This is a genomic window from Inquilinus sp. Marseille-Q2685 (assembly GCF_916619195.1).
Classification (GTDB): Bacteria; Pseudomonadota; Alphaproteobacteria; order DSM-16000; family Inquilinaceae; genus Inquilinus.
Genome location: NZ_CAKAKL010000009.1, coordinates 133,358 through 147,092, shown reverse-complemented (window position 1 = coordinate 147,092; position 13,735 = coordinate 133,358). Strand labels below are relative to the sequence as shown.

Sequence of the window (13,735 nt, the reverse complement as noted above, 5' to 3'; positions counted from 1 at the left end):
GCCTCGCCATGATCGGCGCATGACGCGCGCAAAGCCCATTGGGACCGGCGATCCGGTCGTGATCCTGACCGGGGCCGGCATCTCGAAGGAGAGCGGCCTCGACACCTTCCGCGACGCCGGCGGGGTGTGGACCCGCGTGCGGCTGGAGGATGTGGCCACGCCCGAGGCCTTCGCCCGCGACCCGGACCGGGTGCACGGCTTCTACAATGCCCGGCGCCGCACCCTGGCCGATCCCGCGGTGCAGCCCAATGCGGCGCATGCGGCGCTGGTGCGGCTGGAGCGCGAATGGCCGGGCCCGGTGCTGCTGATCACCCAGAATGTCGACGACCTGCATGAGCGCGCCGGCAGCCGCCGCCTGATCCACATGCATGGCGAGCTCGGCCGCGTCCGCTGCCTGTCCTGCGATACCGGCCGCGCCTGGGCCGGCGACCTGTCGGTCGACACGCCCTGCCCCGGCTGCGGCGAGGCCGGCGGGATGCGGCCGGACGTGGTCTGGTTCGGCGAGATGCCGCGGGCGATGGAGCAGATCGAGGCGGCGCTGGCCGGCTGCCGGCTGTTCGTGTCGATCGGCACCTCCGGCACGGTCTACCCGGCCGCCGCCTTCGTCCACCAGGCCCTGGACGCCGGGGCGCTGACGGTCGAGCTGAACCTGGAGCCCGGCCAGGTCTCCGACCTCTTCGAGATCCGCCGCCACGGCCCGGCGACACGGCTGGTGCCGGCGTTCGTCGACGCGCTGCTCTCCGGCCGGCCGCTCGCAGAGCGATGACCGAGACCCTGACCGAGGCCCTGGCGGCGGCCCGGGCCTGCCGGATCTGCGCCGGCCGGTGGCCGCATGCGCCGCGCCCGGTGCTGCGCGCCACCACGACCGCCCGGCTGCTCATCGTCGGCCAGGCACCGGGCGCGCGGGTGCACGCCTCCGGCCTGTCCTGGACCGATGCCAGCGGCGACCGGCTGCGGCAGTGGCTCGGCCTCGACCGCGACGCCTTCTACGACGAGGACCGCGTCGCGCTGGTGTCGATGGGGCTGTGCTTCCCCGGCACCAACCCGAAGGGCGGCGACCATCCGCCGCCGCGGATCTGCGGCGATACCTGGCACCCGCGGCTGCGGCCGCTGATGCCCGGCATCCGGCTGACTCTGCTGGTCGGCAGCATGGCCCAGGCCTTCTATCTCGGCCCCCGCCGCCGGCCGAGCGTGGCGGAAACGGTCGCCGCCTGGCGCGACTATCTGCCGGAGTTCCTGCCCCTGCCGCACCCGAGCTGGCGCAACACCGCCTGGCTGCGGCGCAATCCCTGGTTCAAGGCAGAACTTCTGCCGGTGCTGCGGGTTAGAGCCGCGGCGGCGCTGGCGGGGGAACGGTGACGACCCTTCCGCCGTTCTCGGATTTGCCCTCAGGACCGACCCGGATGAAGATCGAACAGCCGAAGGTTCCCGCCGAGCTTCCGGCGCCCAACAGCCGCAACGGCAACGGCCATATCCCGGAGATGCCGCTGCCGGACGACCCGAAGACGGTGTTCCTCGGCGTCCTGTGCCTCCTGGCCGTGCTCGGGGCGCTGCTGTTCGCGCGCGACATCGTGCTGCCGGTGGTGCTCGCGGTGGTGCTGAAGCTGCTGCTGCAGCCGCTGGTGCGCCTGCTGGAGCGGGTCAGCGTGCCCCGGGCCATCGCCGCGCTGGCCGCGATCGCGCTGCTGCTGGTCATCGCCATCGGCGTCGGCACGCTGCTGACCAGCCCGGCCGCAGAATGGGCCGGCAACCTGCCGAACGAATGGCCGGCGCTGCAGGCGAAGTTCGCCTTCCTGGCCCAGCCGCTGCAGACCTTCGTGGCGCGGCTGGAGCAGATCGGCGTGCGCTTCGGCGACGCCGGCACGCTGCTGGCGCACCCGACCGACATCGTCACCGCGGTCTTCGCCGGCACCGGGCTGATCGCCTCGCACCTGTTCGAGACGCTGCTGGTCCTGTTCTACCTGCTGGTGTTCGGCGAGACCTTCCTGCGCCGCTTCGTCGAGATCCTGCCGACCTTCGTGGAGAAGCGGGAGGCGGTGTCGATCTCGCTGCAGATCGAACGCGACCTGTCCTCCTACCTCCTGACCGTCACCGTGATCAACGCGCTGGTCGGCGTCGCCACCGGGCTGGTGATGTGGGCCTGCGGCATCCCCGCAGCGGTGCTGTGGGGCGCCGTCGCCTTCTGCCTGAACTTCGTGCCCATCCTGGGCCCGATCTGCGGCATGGTGCTGTTCCTGGCGGTCGGGCTGGTGGCCGAGGGGCCGGCCTGGACCGCGGCGCTGCCCGCCCTGCTGTATCTCGGCATCCATATCGCCGAGGGCGAATGGATCACCCCGACGGTGCTGGCGCGGCGCTTCACCATCAACCCGGTGGCGGTGATCCTGGCCCTGATCTTCTGGTACTGGATGTGGGGCGTGCCAGGCGCGATCCTCGCCGTGCCGATGCTGGCGATCATCAAGATCATCTGCGACCGCGTGCGGCCCCTGCGCGCCTTCGGGCACCTGCTGGAGGGGTAGCGCCTCAGCCCTCCTGATCCGCCTCCCGCTCCAGCGCCTCCATGTCGTCGTCGGAGAAGCCGAAATGATGGCCGATCTCGTGGATCAGGACATGGCGGACGACATGGCCGAGATCCTCGCCGGTCTCGCACCAGTAGTCGAGGATCGGCCGGCGGTAGAGGAAGATCATGTCGGGCCTGGTCGCGATCGCGAAGGTCTTCTGCCCGAACGGCGTGCCGGTGTAGAGGCCGAGCAGGTCGAACGGGCTTTCCAGCCCCATCTCGTCCAGCACCTCGTCGTCCGGGAAGTCTACCACCTGGATGGCGACGCCGCGGACCATGGCGCGCAGCCGCGCCGGGATCCGCTCGAACCCCTCCTCCGCCAGCTCGATCAGGTCGTCGGTCGACGGCGGCTCAGTGAAGCCGGGTTTCCGGAACGTGCTCATCGCGGCGCCAGCCGCACGGCGCCGTCGAGGCGGATCACCGAACCGTTCAGCATCTCGTTGGCGGCGATGTGGAGGACCAGCTGCGCGAACTCCTCCGGCCGGCCCAGGCGCTGCGGGAACAGGGTGGTGGCGATCAGGCTGTCCTGCACCTGCTGCGGCATCGCCTCGATCATCGGCGTGCCGATCAGCCCCGGCGCCACGGTCATCACCCGGATGCCGCTCCTGGCCAGCTCGCGCGCCGCCGGCAGGGTCAGCCCGACCACCCCGCCCTTGGAGGCGGAATAGGCGACCTGGCCGACCTGGCCCTCGGTGGCGGCGACCGAGGCGGTGGCGACGAACAGGCCGCGCTCGCCCGAGGCGCTGGCCGCCTCCGGCAGCGGCTCCTCCGCCGCCATGGCCGCTGCGGCCAGGCGCAGCAGATGGAAGGTGCCGAGCAGGTTGACCCGGATCACCCGCTCGAACAGCGCCGGGTCGTGCGGCCCGTCGCGACCGACCAGCCGGGCGCCCGGGGCGATGCCGGCACAGGCGACGGCGATCCGCGCCGTGCCGTGCGCCGCCCGCGCCTGCTCCAGCGCCGCGGCCACGGACTCGCCGTCGCCGACGTCGCAGGCCATGGCCAGGCCGCCGATCTCGCGCGCCACCGCCTCGGCCGCGTCGCGGTTGAGGTCGAGCAGCGCCACCTTCGCGCCCGCCGCGGCCAGGGCGCGGGCGGTCGCCGCCCCCATGCCCGACCCCGCCCCGGTGACCACCGCCGCCAGACCCTCGACCTTCATGCCGTCTCTCCACCAGAATTGGCACCCGGATGCCCTGCCCCTGGGTAGCAGATCGCCGCCCCGGTTGCGACCGGGCCGAACGCCGCTATGCTCGCCGGATCGACGAGGGAGGAGAGCCATGCAGTTCCTGGTGATCGCGAAGGACGGCACCGATGCCGAGGCCCCGGCCCGGCGCCTGGCGGTGCGCGAGCAGCATCTGGTCGGCGCCCGCCGGCAGGCCGAGGAGGGCGTCATCGTCGCCGGCGGCGCGATCCTGGACGACGAAGGCCGGATGATCGGCTCCAGCGTGATCTACGAGGTGCCGGACCGGGCGGCGCTGGACGCCTTGCTCGCCGTCGACCCCTATGTCACCGGCGGGGTGTGGCGGGACATCGAGATCAGGCCGTTCCGGCTGGCCGTCCGCTCGAAGGGCTGACCAGCAGCCGGAAGGCCGCCAGGGCGCCGAGCGTCGTCAGCAGCACGGCCAGCGCCATCGGCAGCCCGTCGGTGCCGGTGGCGTGGCCGATGGCGATGCCGACCAGGGCCGCCAGCGTCATCTGCAGGAAGCCCATCAGCGCCGAGGCCGTGCCGGCCATGGCTGGGAACGGCGCGATCGCCCCGGCGATGGCGTTGGGCAGCGTCAGGCCGACGCCGATCATCACCACGAAGAACGGGCCGACCACCGCCCAGACGGTGAACACGCCGGCCGCGGCCAGCCCCGCCATCGCCGCGGCGCCGGCCAGCATCACCAGGGTGCCCATCGCGATCATCCGGTCGATGCCGAGGCTGAGCGTCAGGCGGCCGGAGCTGAAGGTGCCGCAGATATAGCCGACGCAGACGATGCCGAAGCAGGCGCCGTAGACCGGCGGCGACAGGCCGAGCATGCCGGACAGCACGAAGGAGGAGCCGGAGATGAAGGTGAAGATCGCGCTGTAGCTGCAGGCGACGATCGCGACATAGCCGAGATAGCGGCGATGGCGCAGCAGGCTGGCATAGTTGCGGGCCAGACGGGTCGGGCTGGTGGCCAGCGGGTCGCGGTGGCGGTTGCTCTCCCCGAGCAGCCCGAGCACCGAGGCCAGCATCAGGGCGCCGAAGCCGACCAGCAGCCAGAAGGTCGCCTGCCAGCCGAAGGCCTGCTGCAGCACGCCGCCGATGATCGGCCCGATCGCCGGCGCCAGCGCCATCGACATCGACATATAGGCCAGGATGCGGGCCGAGCGTTCCGGCCCGTACAGGTCGCGCACCACGGCCCGGCCCAGCACCGGCCCGCAGCAGGCGCCGAGCGCCTGCAGCAAGCGGCACAGGATCAGCATCTCGATCGAAGTGGCCAGCGCGCAGGCGACGCTGGCGGCGGTGAAGATCGACACCCCGGCCAGGATCGCCGGGCGCCGGCCGAACCGGTCGGAGACCGGGCCGTAGACCAGCTGCGCCACGGCGAAGCCGACCAGGAAGACGCTGAGCGTCAGCTGCACGGTGGCGACGTCGGTGTCGAAGGCCGTGACCAAGGCCGGCAGCGACGGCAGGTAGACATCCGTCGACATCGGCCCGAAGCCGGTCAGCAGGGTCAGGACGACGGCGATGATCGCCGAGGGCTGCATGCCCCCCGTTCCGACAACCCGGTCAGCCATAGAGATGCAGGTCCTGTCCCTTGGCCTTCAGCCAGGCGCGGCAGCGGTCGGCGTCCGGGTGCAGCCGGTCGACCACGGCCCAGAAGCGCGCGGAATGGTTCATCTCGACCAGATGCGCGACCTCATGCGCCACCACGTAGTCGAGCACTGCCTCGGGCGCCAGAAGCAGCCGCCAGGAATAGCTGAGCCGCCCGCTGGAGGCGCAGCTGCCCCAGCGGCTGCGGGTGTCGCGCACCGTCACCGCGGCGACGGTGACGCCCAGCTTCAGCGCCGCCGCGCGGCTGCGGACCAGCAACTGCCGTCGCGCTTCCGCCCGCAGCCAGGCGGCCAGGCGGGCGCCGACATGCTCGGCCGGGCCGCCGATGCGAATCTCGCCGGCCCCGAGTCGCACCGTGCGGCCAGCGGCGGGGTCGTGTATGATTTTATGCAGGGCGCCGAGGATCGGGACCTCGGCGCCCGGCAGGAACGGGGTTCGGCCGGGCATGGCGGCCCGGCGGCGGCGCACCCAGTCGGCGTGGCGGTTGACGAAATCCGCGATCACCTGCGCCGGCACCCGGGGCGGCGCCACCACGATCACCTCGCCCAGCGCGGGGTCGAGCCGCAGCGACAGGCGCCGCGCCCGGGCATTGCGGCGCAGCGCCACCGGCCGGTCGAGCCCGGTCACGGCGAGAAGGGCGGGAGGAGCTTCGGTCCGGCTGGGCATGGCCGGACCATAGACGGGCCAGAGCCGCAGGGGAATCGCGCTTGCGATAAATGCAATGATATTGTGTTGTTTATTCAACTAACAACCTCTGTTGATAGTTAATTGTGTTGACTTCGCTCCACGAGCTGTGAAAACCTCACTCTCGTCGGTCCTGTCGTGGATCGCGCCGCGGCAATTTTCGGTGAAGCTTGCGCCGCGTCACCAAACGCTAAGCGCCACGACCGGGTTCGTGGTCTCGAGGAGTCGAAGTCCATGTCTCTCTTCTGCGATCCCGGCTGTCGCGGCCAAGCCTGAGCCCCGCCCGTTCCCCCATTCCATAACGGCGCCCCGGCCGACTGATCCGCGCTCCCCCATCGGTATCGATGCGCGACCGGCCCCGCGTGTGCGTCTGCCCGTTCGAGGACTACCCCGAATGTTCGTCCAGATCCTGCGATGGTCCCTGTTGGCCGGTGCGGCCGCCATCGTCATCGGCAACTACGCCCGGGCCGAAGAGCCGCTGACCATCGGCTACCAGAGCACGGTCGAGCCGGCGAAGGTGGCGCAGGCCGACGGCCTGTACGAGAAGGCGATCGGCCGTCCGCTCGAATGGCGCAAGTTCGACAGCGGCGCCGAGGTCATCGCCGCCATCGCCTCCGGCGGGGTCCAGATCGGCTATGTCGGGTCCAGCCCGCTGGCCGCCGCGGCCAGCCGCGAGCTGCCGATCCGCACCATCCTGGTCGCGATCGGGATCGGCGACGCCGAGGCGCTGGTGGTGCGCAACGGCGCCGGCATCGACACGCCGGCCGACCTGGCCGGCAAGACCGTGGCCGTGCCCTTCGTCTCGACCACCCATTACAGCCTGCTGGCGGCGCTGAAGCACTGGGGCATCGATCCCGCCTCGGTCCGGATCCTGAACCTGCGGCCGCCGGAGATCGCGGCCGCCTGGCAGCGCGGCGACATCGATGCCGCCTATGTCTGGGACCCGGCGCTGGGCAAGATCAAGGAGAGCGGCAAGGTCCTGGTCACCTCGACCGAGGTCGCCAGCTGGGGCGCGCCGACCTTCGACGCCTGGATCGCCCGCGCCGACCTGATCGCGGCGGACCCCAAGGCGGTGCAGGCCTTCGCCGACGTGACCTTGAAGGAATACGCGGCCTATCGCGCCGACCCGAAGGCGTGGAGCGCGGAGTCGGCGGAGGTCGCCAAGATTGCCAGGCTGACCGGGGCGAAGCCGGAGGAGATCCCGGCCCTGCTGCAAGGCAGCGTCTTCCCGGTGAAGGCGGAGCAGGCCGGCCCCGCGCTGCTGGGCGGCGGTACGGCCAAGGCGATCGCGGACACCGCGACTTTTCTGAAGGAGCAGGGCAAGATCGACCAGGCGCTGGAGGATTACGCGCCCTATGTCGACGCCCGCTTCGTCGCCACCACCACGGCGACGAACTGAACCGGGCGCAGGAGAGGCCCATGTCGGTTCTGGCGGTGAATGCCGTCTCGGTGACCTATCCTTCGGCGGAAGGCGATATCCGCGCGCTGGATCGGCTCACCCTCGCGATCGAGCCGGGCGAGTTCGTCGTCGCCCTCGGCCGGTCGGGATGCGGCAAGACCACGCTGTTGAACCTCATGGCGGGCTTCCTGGCGCCGGAGGCAGGGACGGTCACACTCGGCGGCGTTCGTGTGACCGGACCTGGGGTGGAGCGGGGCGTCGTCTTCCAGGACGACGCCCTGTTCCCCTGGCTTGACGTGCTGGGCAATGTCGGCTTTGCGCTGCGGCTGCGCGGCACTCCGCCGGCCGAGCGCGACGACCGGGCCCGGCGCATCCTGCGGCTGGTCGGGCTGGAGGGCTTCGAGCGGCAGAAGCTGTGGGAGCTGTCGGGCGGCATGAGGCAGCGGGTCGGCCTGGCCCGCGCGCTGGCCGCCGACCCCGAGGTGCTGCTGCTGGACGAGCCGCTGGGCGCGCTCGACGCGCTGACGCGGGAACGGATGCAGGAGCTGCTGCTGGACCTGTGGCACCGGACCGGCAAGAGCCTGTTCCTGATCACCCACAGTATCGAGGAAGCCCTGTTTCTGGCGACCCGGCTGATCGTGATGTCACCGCGGCCCGGCCGCATCGTGGAGGAGCTGCGGCTGGATTTCGGCCGCCGATACTGTACCGGCGAGCCGGCGCGCCGGATAAAGTCCGACCCCGGCTTCATCGCCCTGCGCGAGCAGGTGATGGATCTGATCTTTGAGCGCGAGGCGGCCTGACGTGGCGGATGTCGCGCTCCAGAAACCGGCGCCTTCCCCTGTTCGCAGGGGGCCGATCCCGCGGCGGCGGCGCCGGCGCGGGACGAGGTTGATCAGCCTCGCCACGGTGGCGGTCCTCCTCCTCATATGGGGGCTCGTCTCCAATCTCGGCCTCGTCCCGCCCCTGTTCCTGCCGACGCCGCAGGCGGTGCTCGGCAAGCTCGTCACCACCATCTCCACCGGCTTCGCCGACGCGACGCTGCTGCAGCACTTGGCCGCCAGCCTGGGCCGTGTCTTCGCGGCAGTGGCGCTGGCGCTGGTGGTCGCGATCCCGGTCGGCATCGCCATCGGCACCAGCCGGTTGGCGCAGGGCGTCCTCGACCCGCTGATCGAGTTCTACCGGCCGATCCCGCCCCTGGCCTATCTGCCGCTGATCGTGATCTGGTTCGGCATCGGCGAGACCTCGAAGGTCCTGGTGATCTTCCTGGCCATCTTCGCACCGATCGCGATCGCGACCGCTTCCGGGGTGCGCGCCGTGCCGCCGGACCGGCTGCGCGCCGCCCGCTCGCTGGGCGCCACGCGGGCGCAGCTGCTGCGCCACGTCATCCTGCCGAACGCGCTGCCGGAGATCCTGACCGGGGTGCGCATCGGCCTCGGCGTCGGCTGGTCGACCCTGGTCGCGGCCGAGCTGGTCGCCGCCACCAGCGGCCTCGGCTTCATGATCCAGAGCGCGGCGCAGTTCCTGGTCACCGACGTGGTGGTGCTGGGCATCCTGGTGATCGCCGCCGTCGCCTTCCTGCTGGAAGTCCTGCTGCGCCTGCTGCAGCGCCGGCTGACGCCCTGGCACGGGCGCGGCTGACACCCGTTCCGACCGAAACAACCGAAAACAGAGAGGTCCCGCCATGCCCGACAGCCTGTCGACCCTCCTCTCCGTCCAGCCCCTGAATCCCGCCATCGGCGCGGTGGTGCGCGGCGTCGACCTGGCGCAGCCGCTGGGCGACGCCACCATCGCCGCGATCAACCGCGCCCTGCTGCAGCACCATGTCCTGTTCTTCGAGGACCAGGAGCTGAACCCGGCAGCCCAGCGCGACTTCGCCGCCCGCTTCGGCGCGCTGCACGTCCACCCGGTCTACCCGCATGTGGCGGAGGTGCCGGAGATCATCATCCTTGACACCCATCCGGACAACCAGCCGGACAACGACAACTGGCACACCGACGTCACCTTCATCGAGACGCCGCCGCTCGGCGCGGTGCTGGCGGCGAAGCAGCTGCCGCCCTTCGGCGGCGACACCAGCTGGTCCAGCAGCATCGCCGCCTTCGAGGCGCTGTCGCCGCCCTGGCAGGCCTTCCTCACCGGCCTGACCGCGCTGCACGACTTCGCCAAATCCTTCCCGCCGGAGCGCTTCACCGCGCCGGAGGAGCGCGAGCGCTGGCAGATCGCGCGCGACAAGAACCCGCCGGTGATCCACCCGGTGGTGCGCACCCATCCGGTGACCGGCCGCAAGGGCCTGTTCGTCAACGAGGGCTTCACCACCCGGATCACCGGCTTCTCGGCCAAGGAGAGCGACGCGGTGCTGCGCTTCCTGTTCGAGCACGTGGCCAAGCCGGAGTTCACCGTGCGCTGGCGCTGGAAGGCGGGCGACGTCGCCTTCTGGGACAACCGCTGCACCCAGCATTACGCCCTGGCCGACTACCTGCCGAACCGGCGGGTGATGCACCGGGCCACCATCCTGGGCGACCGGCCGGTGTGACCGGCGTCGCTCCGCCGCGGCATGGCGGCATGCCGCGGCTGCATTTCGAGATCGATGGCGTTCGTCCTAAATGCCCTGAAGACAACGGCCTGTCCGGACGGTCGGACGGCTGAACAGTCTGGCAGGAGCAATGGATGCCTACGGATCGGCCTGAGCAGGATCTACCGGAGCCGCGCACGGATGCCTGGGTCGAAGCGCTCACCCGCATGCCGCCGGGACGGATCAGCGATGAAAGGCTGGCCGCGTCGGCGAGAGAGTCGGCCCGGCCGGCCACGCCGAAGGATCTGGTCGAGAATTGGCGGGCAGCCAAGAAGGACATCCTCCATTACGCCGAGGAGCTTCAGTGGCACGACCCGCAAAAGGGCTTGGCCCTCAAATCCAAGATCGAAACTTTGTTCGGCACCTATTTTAGGCACAATCTCTCGGGCGGGCTATCGAAGCTCGGGAAAGGAAAGAGAAACGAAAACGAGAACCGCGAGCGGATGCGGAAGATGGCCGAATTCTATGTGCAGAGCCTCGAGGACTATACCGGAAGCTGGGGAGACGACTGGAAGGACGAGAGCGATGAAACGAGGCGGATCCTGAAGGCGCCGCTGGCGGCGATCGAACAGTATTGCCGGTCCGTCACGCCCTTTTACGTCGAAAGCAGCGGCCGATAGGAGGAGCGGCGGCGCGGTCGCGCCCTATCCCTTGACCGCGCCCTTGGCCAGGCCGGCGACGATGTGGCGCTGGGCCAGGAGGAAGAACACGATCGCCGGCGCCAGGGTCAGCGTGACGAAGGCCAGGATCTTGTTCCACTCGGTGGAATACTCGCCCTGGTAGTTCATGATCCCGAGCGGCCAGGGATACATCTCCGGCGTGTTGAACATGATCAGCGGCAGCAGGTAGCTGTTCCAGCTGGCGACCAGGGAGAAGACCGCCACGGTCGCCAGGATCGGGCGCGACAGCGGCAGGGTGATCCGCAGGTAGAACTGGAAATAGCCGCAGCCGTCGACCCGCGCCGCCTCCCACAGCTCGTGCGGCAGCTGGCGGAAGAAGCCGCGCAGCATCAGGATCGCCATGCCCAGGCCGAAGGCGACCTGCGGCAGCACCACGCCCCAATAGGTGTCGAGCAGGCCGAGGTCGCGGACCCGGATGAACAGCGGCAGCATCGCCGTCGCCGCCGGGAACATCAGCCCCAGCAGCATGTAGTTCAGCAGCATGCGGCTGCCGAAGAACACGACATGGGCGAAGACGAAGGCCGCCATCGACCCGACGATCAGCACGAGGCCGACGGTGAGGCCGGCGATGACGGCGGAGTTGAACAGCATCCGCCACAGCCGGGCCGAGCCCAGGATCTCCCAATAGACCGGGCCGGCCCAGCTGTCCGGCAGGCCGAGCGGGTTGACCCGCAGCTCGCCCAGCGACTTGAAGCCGCCCAGCGCCGCCGCGACCAGCGGCACCAGCACGATGCCGGCGACGGCGAGCAGGACCAGGTATTGCGGCAGCAGGGAGGGGCGGAGCGTGGGCGCAGCCATGGGTCTTCCTAGTCCCCGCGCATTAGGGTGCGGCGATAGACGATCGAGAAGGTGACGCAGATCAGGAACAGCACCACGCCGACGGCGCTGCCGAAGCCGATCTCCATCCGCATCTGCCCGAAGGTGTAGAGATAGGTGACCAGCGAGTGGGTGGCGTTGGACGGGCCGCCGCGGGTCAGCGCCATCACCATGTCGAACAGCTGCAGCGCCCCCACCACTGAGAAGAACACCGACAGGCGGATGGTCGGGAACAGCATCGGGATCTTGATCCGGCGCGCGATCTGCCAGGGCGTGGCGCCGTCGATCCGGGCCGCGTCGATGATCTCGGACGGGATGCTCTGCAGCCCGGCGATGTAGATCATCATGTGGAAGCCGAAATACTTCCACACCACCAGCACCAGCACCGCCGCCATCGCCAAGGTGCGGTCGGCCAGGATGAAAGGCGCCTCGCTGCCGGCCCCGAACCAGCCCCAGATCAGCGCCACGGCGCCGTAGCGGCCATCGTAGAGGAACTGCCAGATCAGCCCGGTCGCGACCTCGGCCAGGATGTAGGGCAGGAAGAACACCATGCGGAACGCCACCCGGCCGCGCAGCTTCTCGGCCAGCAGCAGCGCCATGGCCAGGGCCAGCGGCAGTTGGATCGCCACCGACACGGCGATGATCAGCCCGGTGTTGGTCAGCGCCGACCAGAAGGTGCGGTTGCGCAGCAGCAGCTCGAAGTTCCGGAGCCCGACGAAATCCTCCGGGCTGCCGTAGCCGTTCCATTTGAACAGGCTGTAGAATCCGGCCTCGCCCATCGGCAGGATCACGAAGATCGTGAACAGGGCGACGGCCGGCACCAGCATCAGCACCACCGGCGCCACCCGCGTGCGCAGCGCCGTGTCGCGCCGCCGCCGGGCGGCGACGCGATCGAGATCCGCGGCGGTCGCGGCGACGGTCATGGCGACGGATTCCTGCGAAGCTGCACCGGCCCCTCCTCGCTCACCGCATCTCCCAGGCTTCCTGGACCTGGGCGGCCGCATCTTCCGGATCGGTCGCGCCGGAGGCGATGTCGGTGGTGACGTCGTTCACCACCCGGCCGACATTGGCGCCCAGCATCTGGTCGTAGAACACCTGGAAGTAGCCGGCCTTGGCGATGTTCTCCGCCATCTGCCGGAAATACGGGTTCTTCAGCTTCTCGGCCGTGCCCTTGTTCACCGGGATGTAGACGCCGAGCTCCGCCGCCTTCTCCTGGTTCTCCTTGTTGGTCAGGAACTTCAGGAAGTCGATCGCCTCCGGCGGCGACCCCTTGGTCACCAGCCAGCCGTTGACGCCGCCCAGCACGTCGGTCGGCGCGCCGGCGCCGCCCGCCACGGTCGGGAACGGGAACCAGCCGAGATCCGAATCCGGAATACCCTTGCCGGAGGCGCTGTTCTTCTTGGCGTTCAGGTAGTCCCAGTTGCCCATCAGGTGCATCGCGGCCTTGCCGTCGCCGAAATATCCCGCGGCCTGCGGGTTGGTCAGGCCGAGATAGCCGGGCTCGAACGGGTCCAGCGCCGCCAGCTCCTTCAGATGCTCGCCGGCCTTGACGAAGACCGGACCGTCGAAGCCGTCGCCGGACTGGTTGTAGGCGGCCTGGAACGCGTCCTTGCCGCCGATCCGCATGGCCAGCAGCGTCCAGTAGAAATGGATCGGCCATTTGTCGGCGCCGCCGGTCGCCAGCGGCACGATGCCGGCGGCCTTGATCGTCTTCACCGCCGCGAGCAGGTCGTCCCAGCTCTTGATGTCCTCGGCCTTGACCACGGCCTTGGCCAGGAGCGGCTTGTTGAACCAGAAGCCGACCTGCGAGGCCAGCACCGGCACGCCCCAGACATGACCGTCGACGGTGAAGGCCTCGAGCGCGGCCGGGCTGATCCGGTCGGCCCATTCGCCCTTCACCGCATCGGTCAGGTCCTCGATCACCCCGGCCTTGATCTGATCGCGCAGCACGCCGCCGCCCCAGCTGTAGATGATGTGGGGGCGGTCGGATGATTGCAGCGTGGTCGGCAGCTTGGCCTTGTAGGCCTCGTTCTCCAGATACTGCATCTGGATGGTGACGCCGGGATGCGCCGCCTCATAGGCGCGGGCGACGCTCTCCATCCAGGCCACCGTGTCCGGCGTGTTCTCGATGTGCAACCATTTGACCGTGACGTCGGCCATGGCGGCGCCGGACAGAAGGCCGGCGGTGGCGAGGGCCGCGAGGCCCGACAGGATCCTGTTCATGCTTGTC

General features: G+C 70.0%; 16 protein-coding genes. 9 read left to right on the top strand and 7 right to left on the bottom strand.

All coding sequences use genetic code 11. The annotated features are described in order from the left end of the window. Window positions 1-19: 19 nt before the first annotated feature. Genes LG391_RS29600 through LG391_RS29590 form a run of 3 tightly spaced genes read left to right on the top strand, consistent with a single transcriptional unit; the run spans window position 20 to window position 2,516 of the window. Complete coding sequence (locus LG391_RS29600; RefSeq protein ID WP_225771838.1) at window positions 20-766, top strand: NAD-dependent deacylase; 747 nt, start codon at window positions 20-22, stop codon at window positions 764-766. Then, on the top strand, window positions 763-1,359 hold the full coding sequence (locus LG391_RS29595) for a uracil-DNA glycosylase family protein (RefSeq protein ID WP_225771836.1): 597 nt from the start codon (window positions 763-765) through the stop codon (window positions 1,357-1,359). Before LG391_RS29600 ends, LG391_RS29595 begins: the two co-directional genes overlap by 4 nt. Window positions 1,360-1,403: 44 nt before the next feature. Continuing rightward, window positions 1,404-2,516 carry an AI-2E family transporter gene (locus tag LG391_RS29590; RefSeq protein ID WP_225771834.1) on the top strand — a complete coding sequence of 371 codons (1,113 nt, stop codon included), beginning with the start codon at window positions 1,404-1,406 and terminating at the stop codon, window positions 2,514-2,516. 4 nt (window positions 2,517-2,520) lie between these two features. On the opposite strand, the gene LG391_RS29585 is transcribed toward LG391_RS29590, so the two are convergent. Both LG391_RS29585 and LG391_RS29580 read right to left on the bottom strand, forming a co-directional pair. Continuing rightward, a complete protein-coding gene (locus LG391_RS29585; protein WP_225771833.1) occupies window positions 2,521-2,940 on the bottom strand; it encodes a metallopeptidase family protein in 420 nt (139 codons plus the stop codon). Continuing rightward, window positions 2,937-3,713 (bottom strand): SDR family NAD(P)-dependent oxidoreductase, encoded by a 777-nt coding sequence (locus LG391_RS29580; protein ID WP_225771831.1) that lies wholly within the window; start codon window positions 3,711-3,713, stop codon window positions 2,937-2,939. The genes LG391_RS29585 and LG391_RS29580 overlap by 4 nt, the downstream gene beginning before the upstream one ends. A 118-nt stretch (window positions 3,714-3,831) precedes the next feature. Between LG391_RS29580 and LG391_RS29575 the strand changes: the two genes are divergently transcribed. Then, window positions 3,832-4,128 carry a YciI family protein gene (locus LG391_RS29575; protein ID WP_225771829.1) on the top strand — a complete coding sequence of 99 codons (297 nt, stop codon included), beginning with the start codon at window positions 3,832-3,834 and terminating at the stop codon, window positions 4,126-4,128. Here the strand turns inward: LG391_RS29575 and LG391_RS29570 are convergent. Together LG391_RS29570 and LG391_RS29565 are read right to left on the bottom strand one after the other, a co-directional pair. Beyond that, window positions 4,091-5,290 (bottom strand): multidrug effflux MFS transporter, encoded by a 1,200-nt coding sequence (locus LG391_RS29570; RefSeq protein ID WP_225771827.1) that lies wholly within the window; start codon window positions 5,288-5,290, stop codon window positions 4,091-4,093. The two genes, LG391_RS29575 and LG391_RS29570, sit on opposite strands and share 38 nt — an antisense overlap. A 22-nt stretch (window positions 5,291-5,312) precedes the next feature. Then, on the bottom strand, window positions 5,313-6,023 hold the full coding sequence (locus LG391_RS29565; RefSeq protein ID WP_225771825.1) for a M48 family metallopeptidase: 711 nt from the start codon (window positions 6,021-6,023) through the stop codon (window positions 5,313-5,315). Window positions 6,024-6,435: 412 nt separating this feature from the next. Between LG391_RS29565 and tauA the strand changes: the two genes are divergently transcribed. From tauA to LG391_RS29540, 5 genes are all read left to right on the top strand, one after another. Further along, the gene (gene tauA, locus LG391_RS29560; RefSeq protein WP_225771823.1) at window positions 6,436-7,440 is read left to right on the top strand and encodes a taurine ABC transporter substrate-binding protein; all 1,005 of its coding nucleotides are present in this window, start codon (window positions 6,436-6,438) and stop codon (window positions 7,438-7,440) included. 20 nt (window positions 7,441-7,460) lie between these two features. Further along, complete coding sequence (gene tauB / locus LG391_RS29555) at window positions 7,461-8,240, top strand: taurine ABC transporter ATP-binding subunit (RefSeq protein ID WP_225771821.1); 780 nt, start codon at window positions 7,461-7,463, stop codon at window positions 8,238-8,240. Between the two features lie 88 nt (window positions 8,241-8,328). Then, window positions 8,329-9,078 (top strand): taurine ABC transporter permease TauC, encoded by a 750-nt coding sequence (gene tauC, locus LG391_RS29550; protein WP_255646926.1) that lies wholly within the window; start codon window positions 8,329-8,331, stop codon window positions 9,076-9,078. Window positions 9,079-9,121: 43 nt separating this feature from the next. Next, the gene (tauD, locus tag LG391_RS29545) at window positions 9,122-9,970 is read left to right on the top strand and encodes a taurine dioxygenase (protein ID WP_374200803.1); all 849 of its coding nucleotides are present in this window, start codon (window positions 9,122-9,124) and stop codon (window positions 9,968-9,970) included. A gap of 134 nt (window positions 9,971-10,104) precedes the next feature. Continuing rightward, a complete protein-coding gene (locus LG391_RS29540; RefSeq protein WP_225771817.1) occupies window positions 10,105-10,629 on the top strand; it encodes a hypothetical protein in 525 nt (174 codons plus the stop codon). Window positions 10,630-10,653: 24 nt separating this feature from the next. Here the strand turns inward: LG391_RS29540 and LG391_RS29535 are convergent, their stop codons facing one another. Genes LG391_RS29535 through LG391_RS29525 form a run of 3 tightly spaced genes read right to left on the bottom strand, consistent with a single transcriptional unit; the run spans window position 10,654 to window position 13,728 of the window. Further along, window positions 10,654-11,487, bottom strand: a complete 834-nt coding sequence (locus tag LG391_RS29535) for a carbohydrate ABC transporter permease (RefSeq protein ID WP_225771815.1) — start codon at window positions 11,485-11,487, stop codon at window positions 10,654-10,656. 8 nt (window positions 11,488-11,495) lie between these two features. After that, a complete protein-coding gene (locus LG391_RS29530; protein ID WP_225771813.1) occupies window positions 11,496-12,428 on the bottom strand; it encodes a carbohydrate ABC transporter permease in 933 nt (310 codons plus the stop codon). A 40-nt stretch (window positions 12,429-12,468) separates the two neighbouring features. Further along, entirely contained in the window at window positions 12,469-13,728 is a 1,260-nt protein-coding gene (locus LG391_RS29525; protein WP_225771810.1) for an ABC transporter substrate-binding protein, read from the bottom strand. Window positions 13,729-13,735: the final 7 nt, after the last annotated feature.

Excerpts from the sequence above, each read along its gene's own strand:
- LG391_RS29600 (WP_225771838.1), top strand. The coding sequence starts at position 20 with ATGACGCGCGCAAAGCCCATTGGGACCGGCGATCCGGTCGTGATCCTG.
- LG391_RS29595 (WP_225771836.1), top strand. The coding sequence starts at position 763 with ATGACCGAGACCCTGACCGAGGCCCTGGCGGCGGCCCGGGCCTGCCGG.
- LG391_RS29590 (WP_225771834.1), top strand. The coding sequence starts at position 1,404 with ATGAAGATCGAACAGCCGAAGGTTCCCGCCGAGCTTCCGGCGCCCAAC.
- LG391_RS29585 (WP_225771833.1), bottom strand. The coding sequence starts at position 2,940 with ATGAGCACGTTCCGGAAACCCGGCTTCACTGAGCCGCCGTCGACCGAC.
- LG391_RS29580 (WP_225771831.1), bottom strand. The coding sequence starts at position 3,713 with ATGAAGGTCGAGGGTCTGGCGGCGGTGGTCACCGGGGCGGGGTCGGGC.
- LG391_RS29575 (WP_225771829.1), top strand. The coding sequence starts at position 3,832 with ATGCAGTTCCTGGTGATCGCGAAGGACGGCACCGATGCCGAGGCCCCG.
- LG391_RS29570 (WP_225771827.1), bottom strand. The coding sequence starts at position 5,290 with ATGCAGCCCTCGGCGATCATCGCCGTCGTCCTGACCCTGCTGACCGGC.
- LG391_RS29565 (WP_225771825.1), bottom strand. The coding sequence starts at position 6,023 with ATGCCCAGCCGGACCGAAGCTCCTCCCGCCCTTCTCGCCGTGACCGGG.
- tauA (WP_225771823.1), top strand. The coding sequence starts at position 6,436 with ATGTTCGTCCAGATCCTGCGATGGTCCCTGTTGGCCGGTGCGGCCGCC.
- tauB (WP_225771821.1), top strand. The coding sequence starts at position 7,461 with ATGTCGGTTCTGGCGGTGAATGCCGTCTCGGTGACCTATCCTTCGGCG.
- tauD (WP_374200803.1), top strand. The coding sequence starts at position 9,122 with ATGCCCGACAGCCTGTCGACCCTCCTCTCCGTCCAGCCCCTGAATCCC.
- LG391_RS29540 (WP_225771817.1), top strand. The coding sequence starts at position 10,105 with ATGCCTACGGATCGGCCTGAGCAGGATCTACCGGAGCCGCGCACGGAT.
- LG391_RS29535 (WP_225771815.1), bottom strand. The coding sequence starts at position 11,487 with ATGGCTGCGCCCACGCTCCGCCCCTCCCTGCTGCCGCAATACCTGGTC.
- LG391_RS29530 (WP_225771813.1), bottom strand. The coding sequence starts at position 12,428 with ATGACCGTCGCCGCGACCGCCGCGGATCTCGATCGCGTCGCCGCCCGG.
- LG391_RS29525 (WP_225771810.1), bottom strand. The coding sequence starts at position 13,728 with ATGAACAGGATCCTGTCGGGCCTCGCGGCCCTCGCCACCGCCGGCCTT.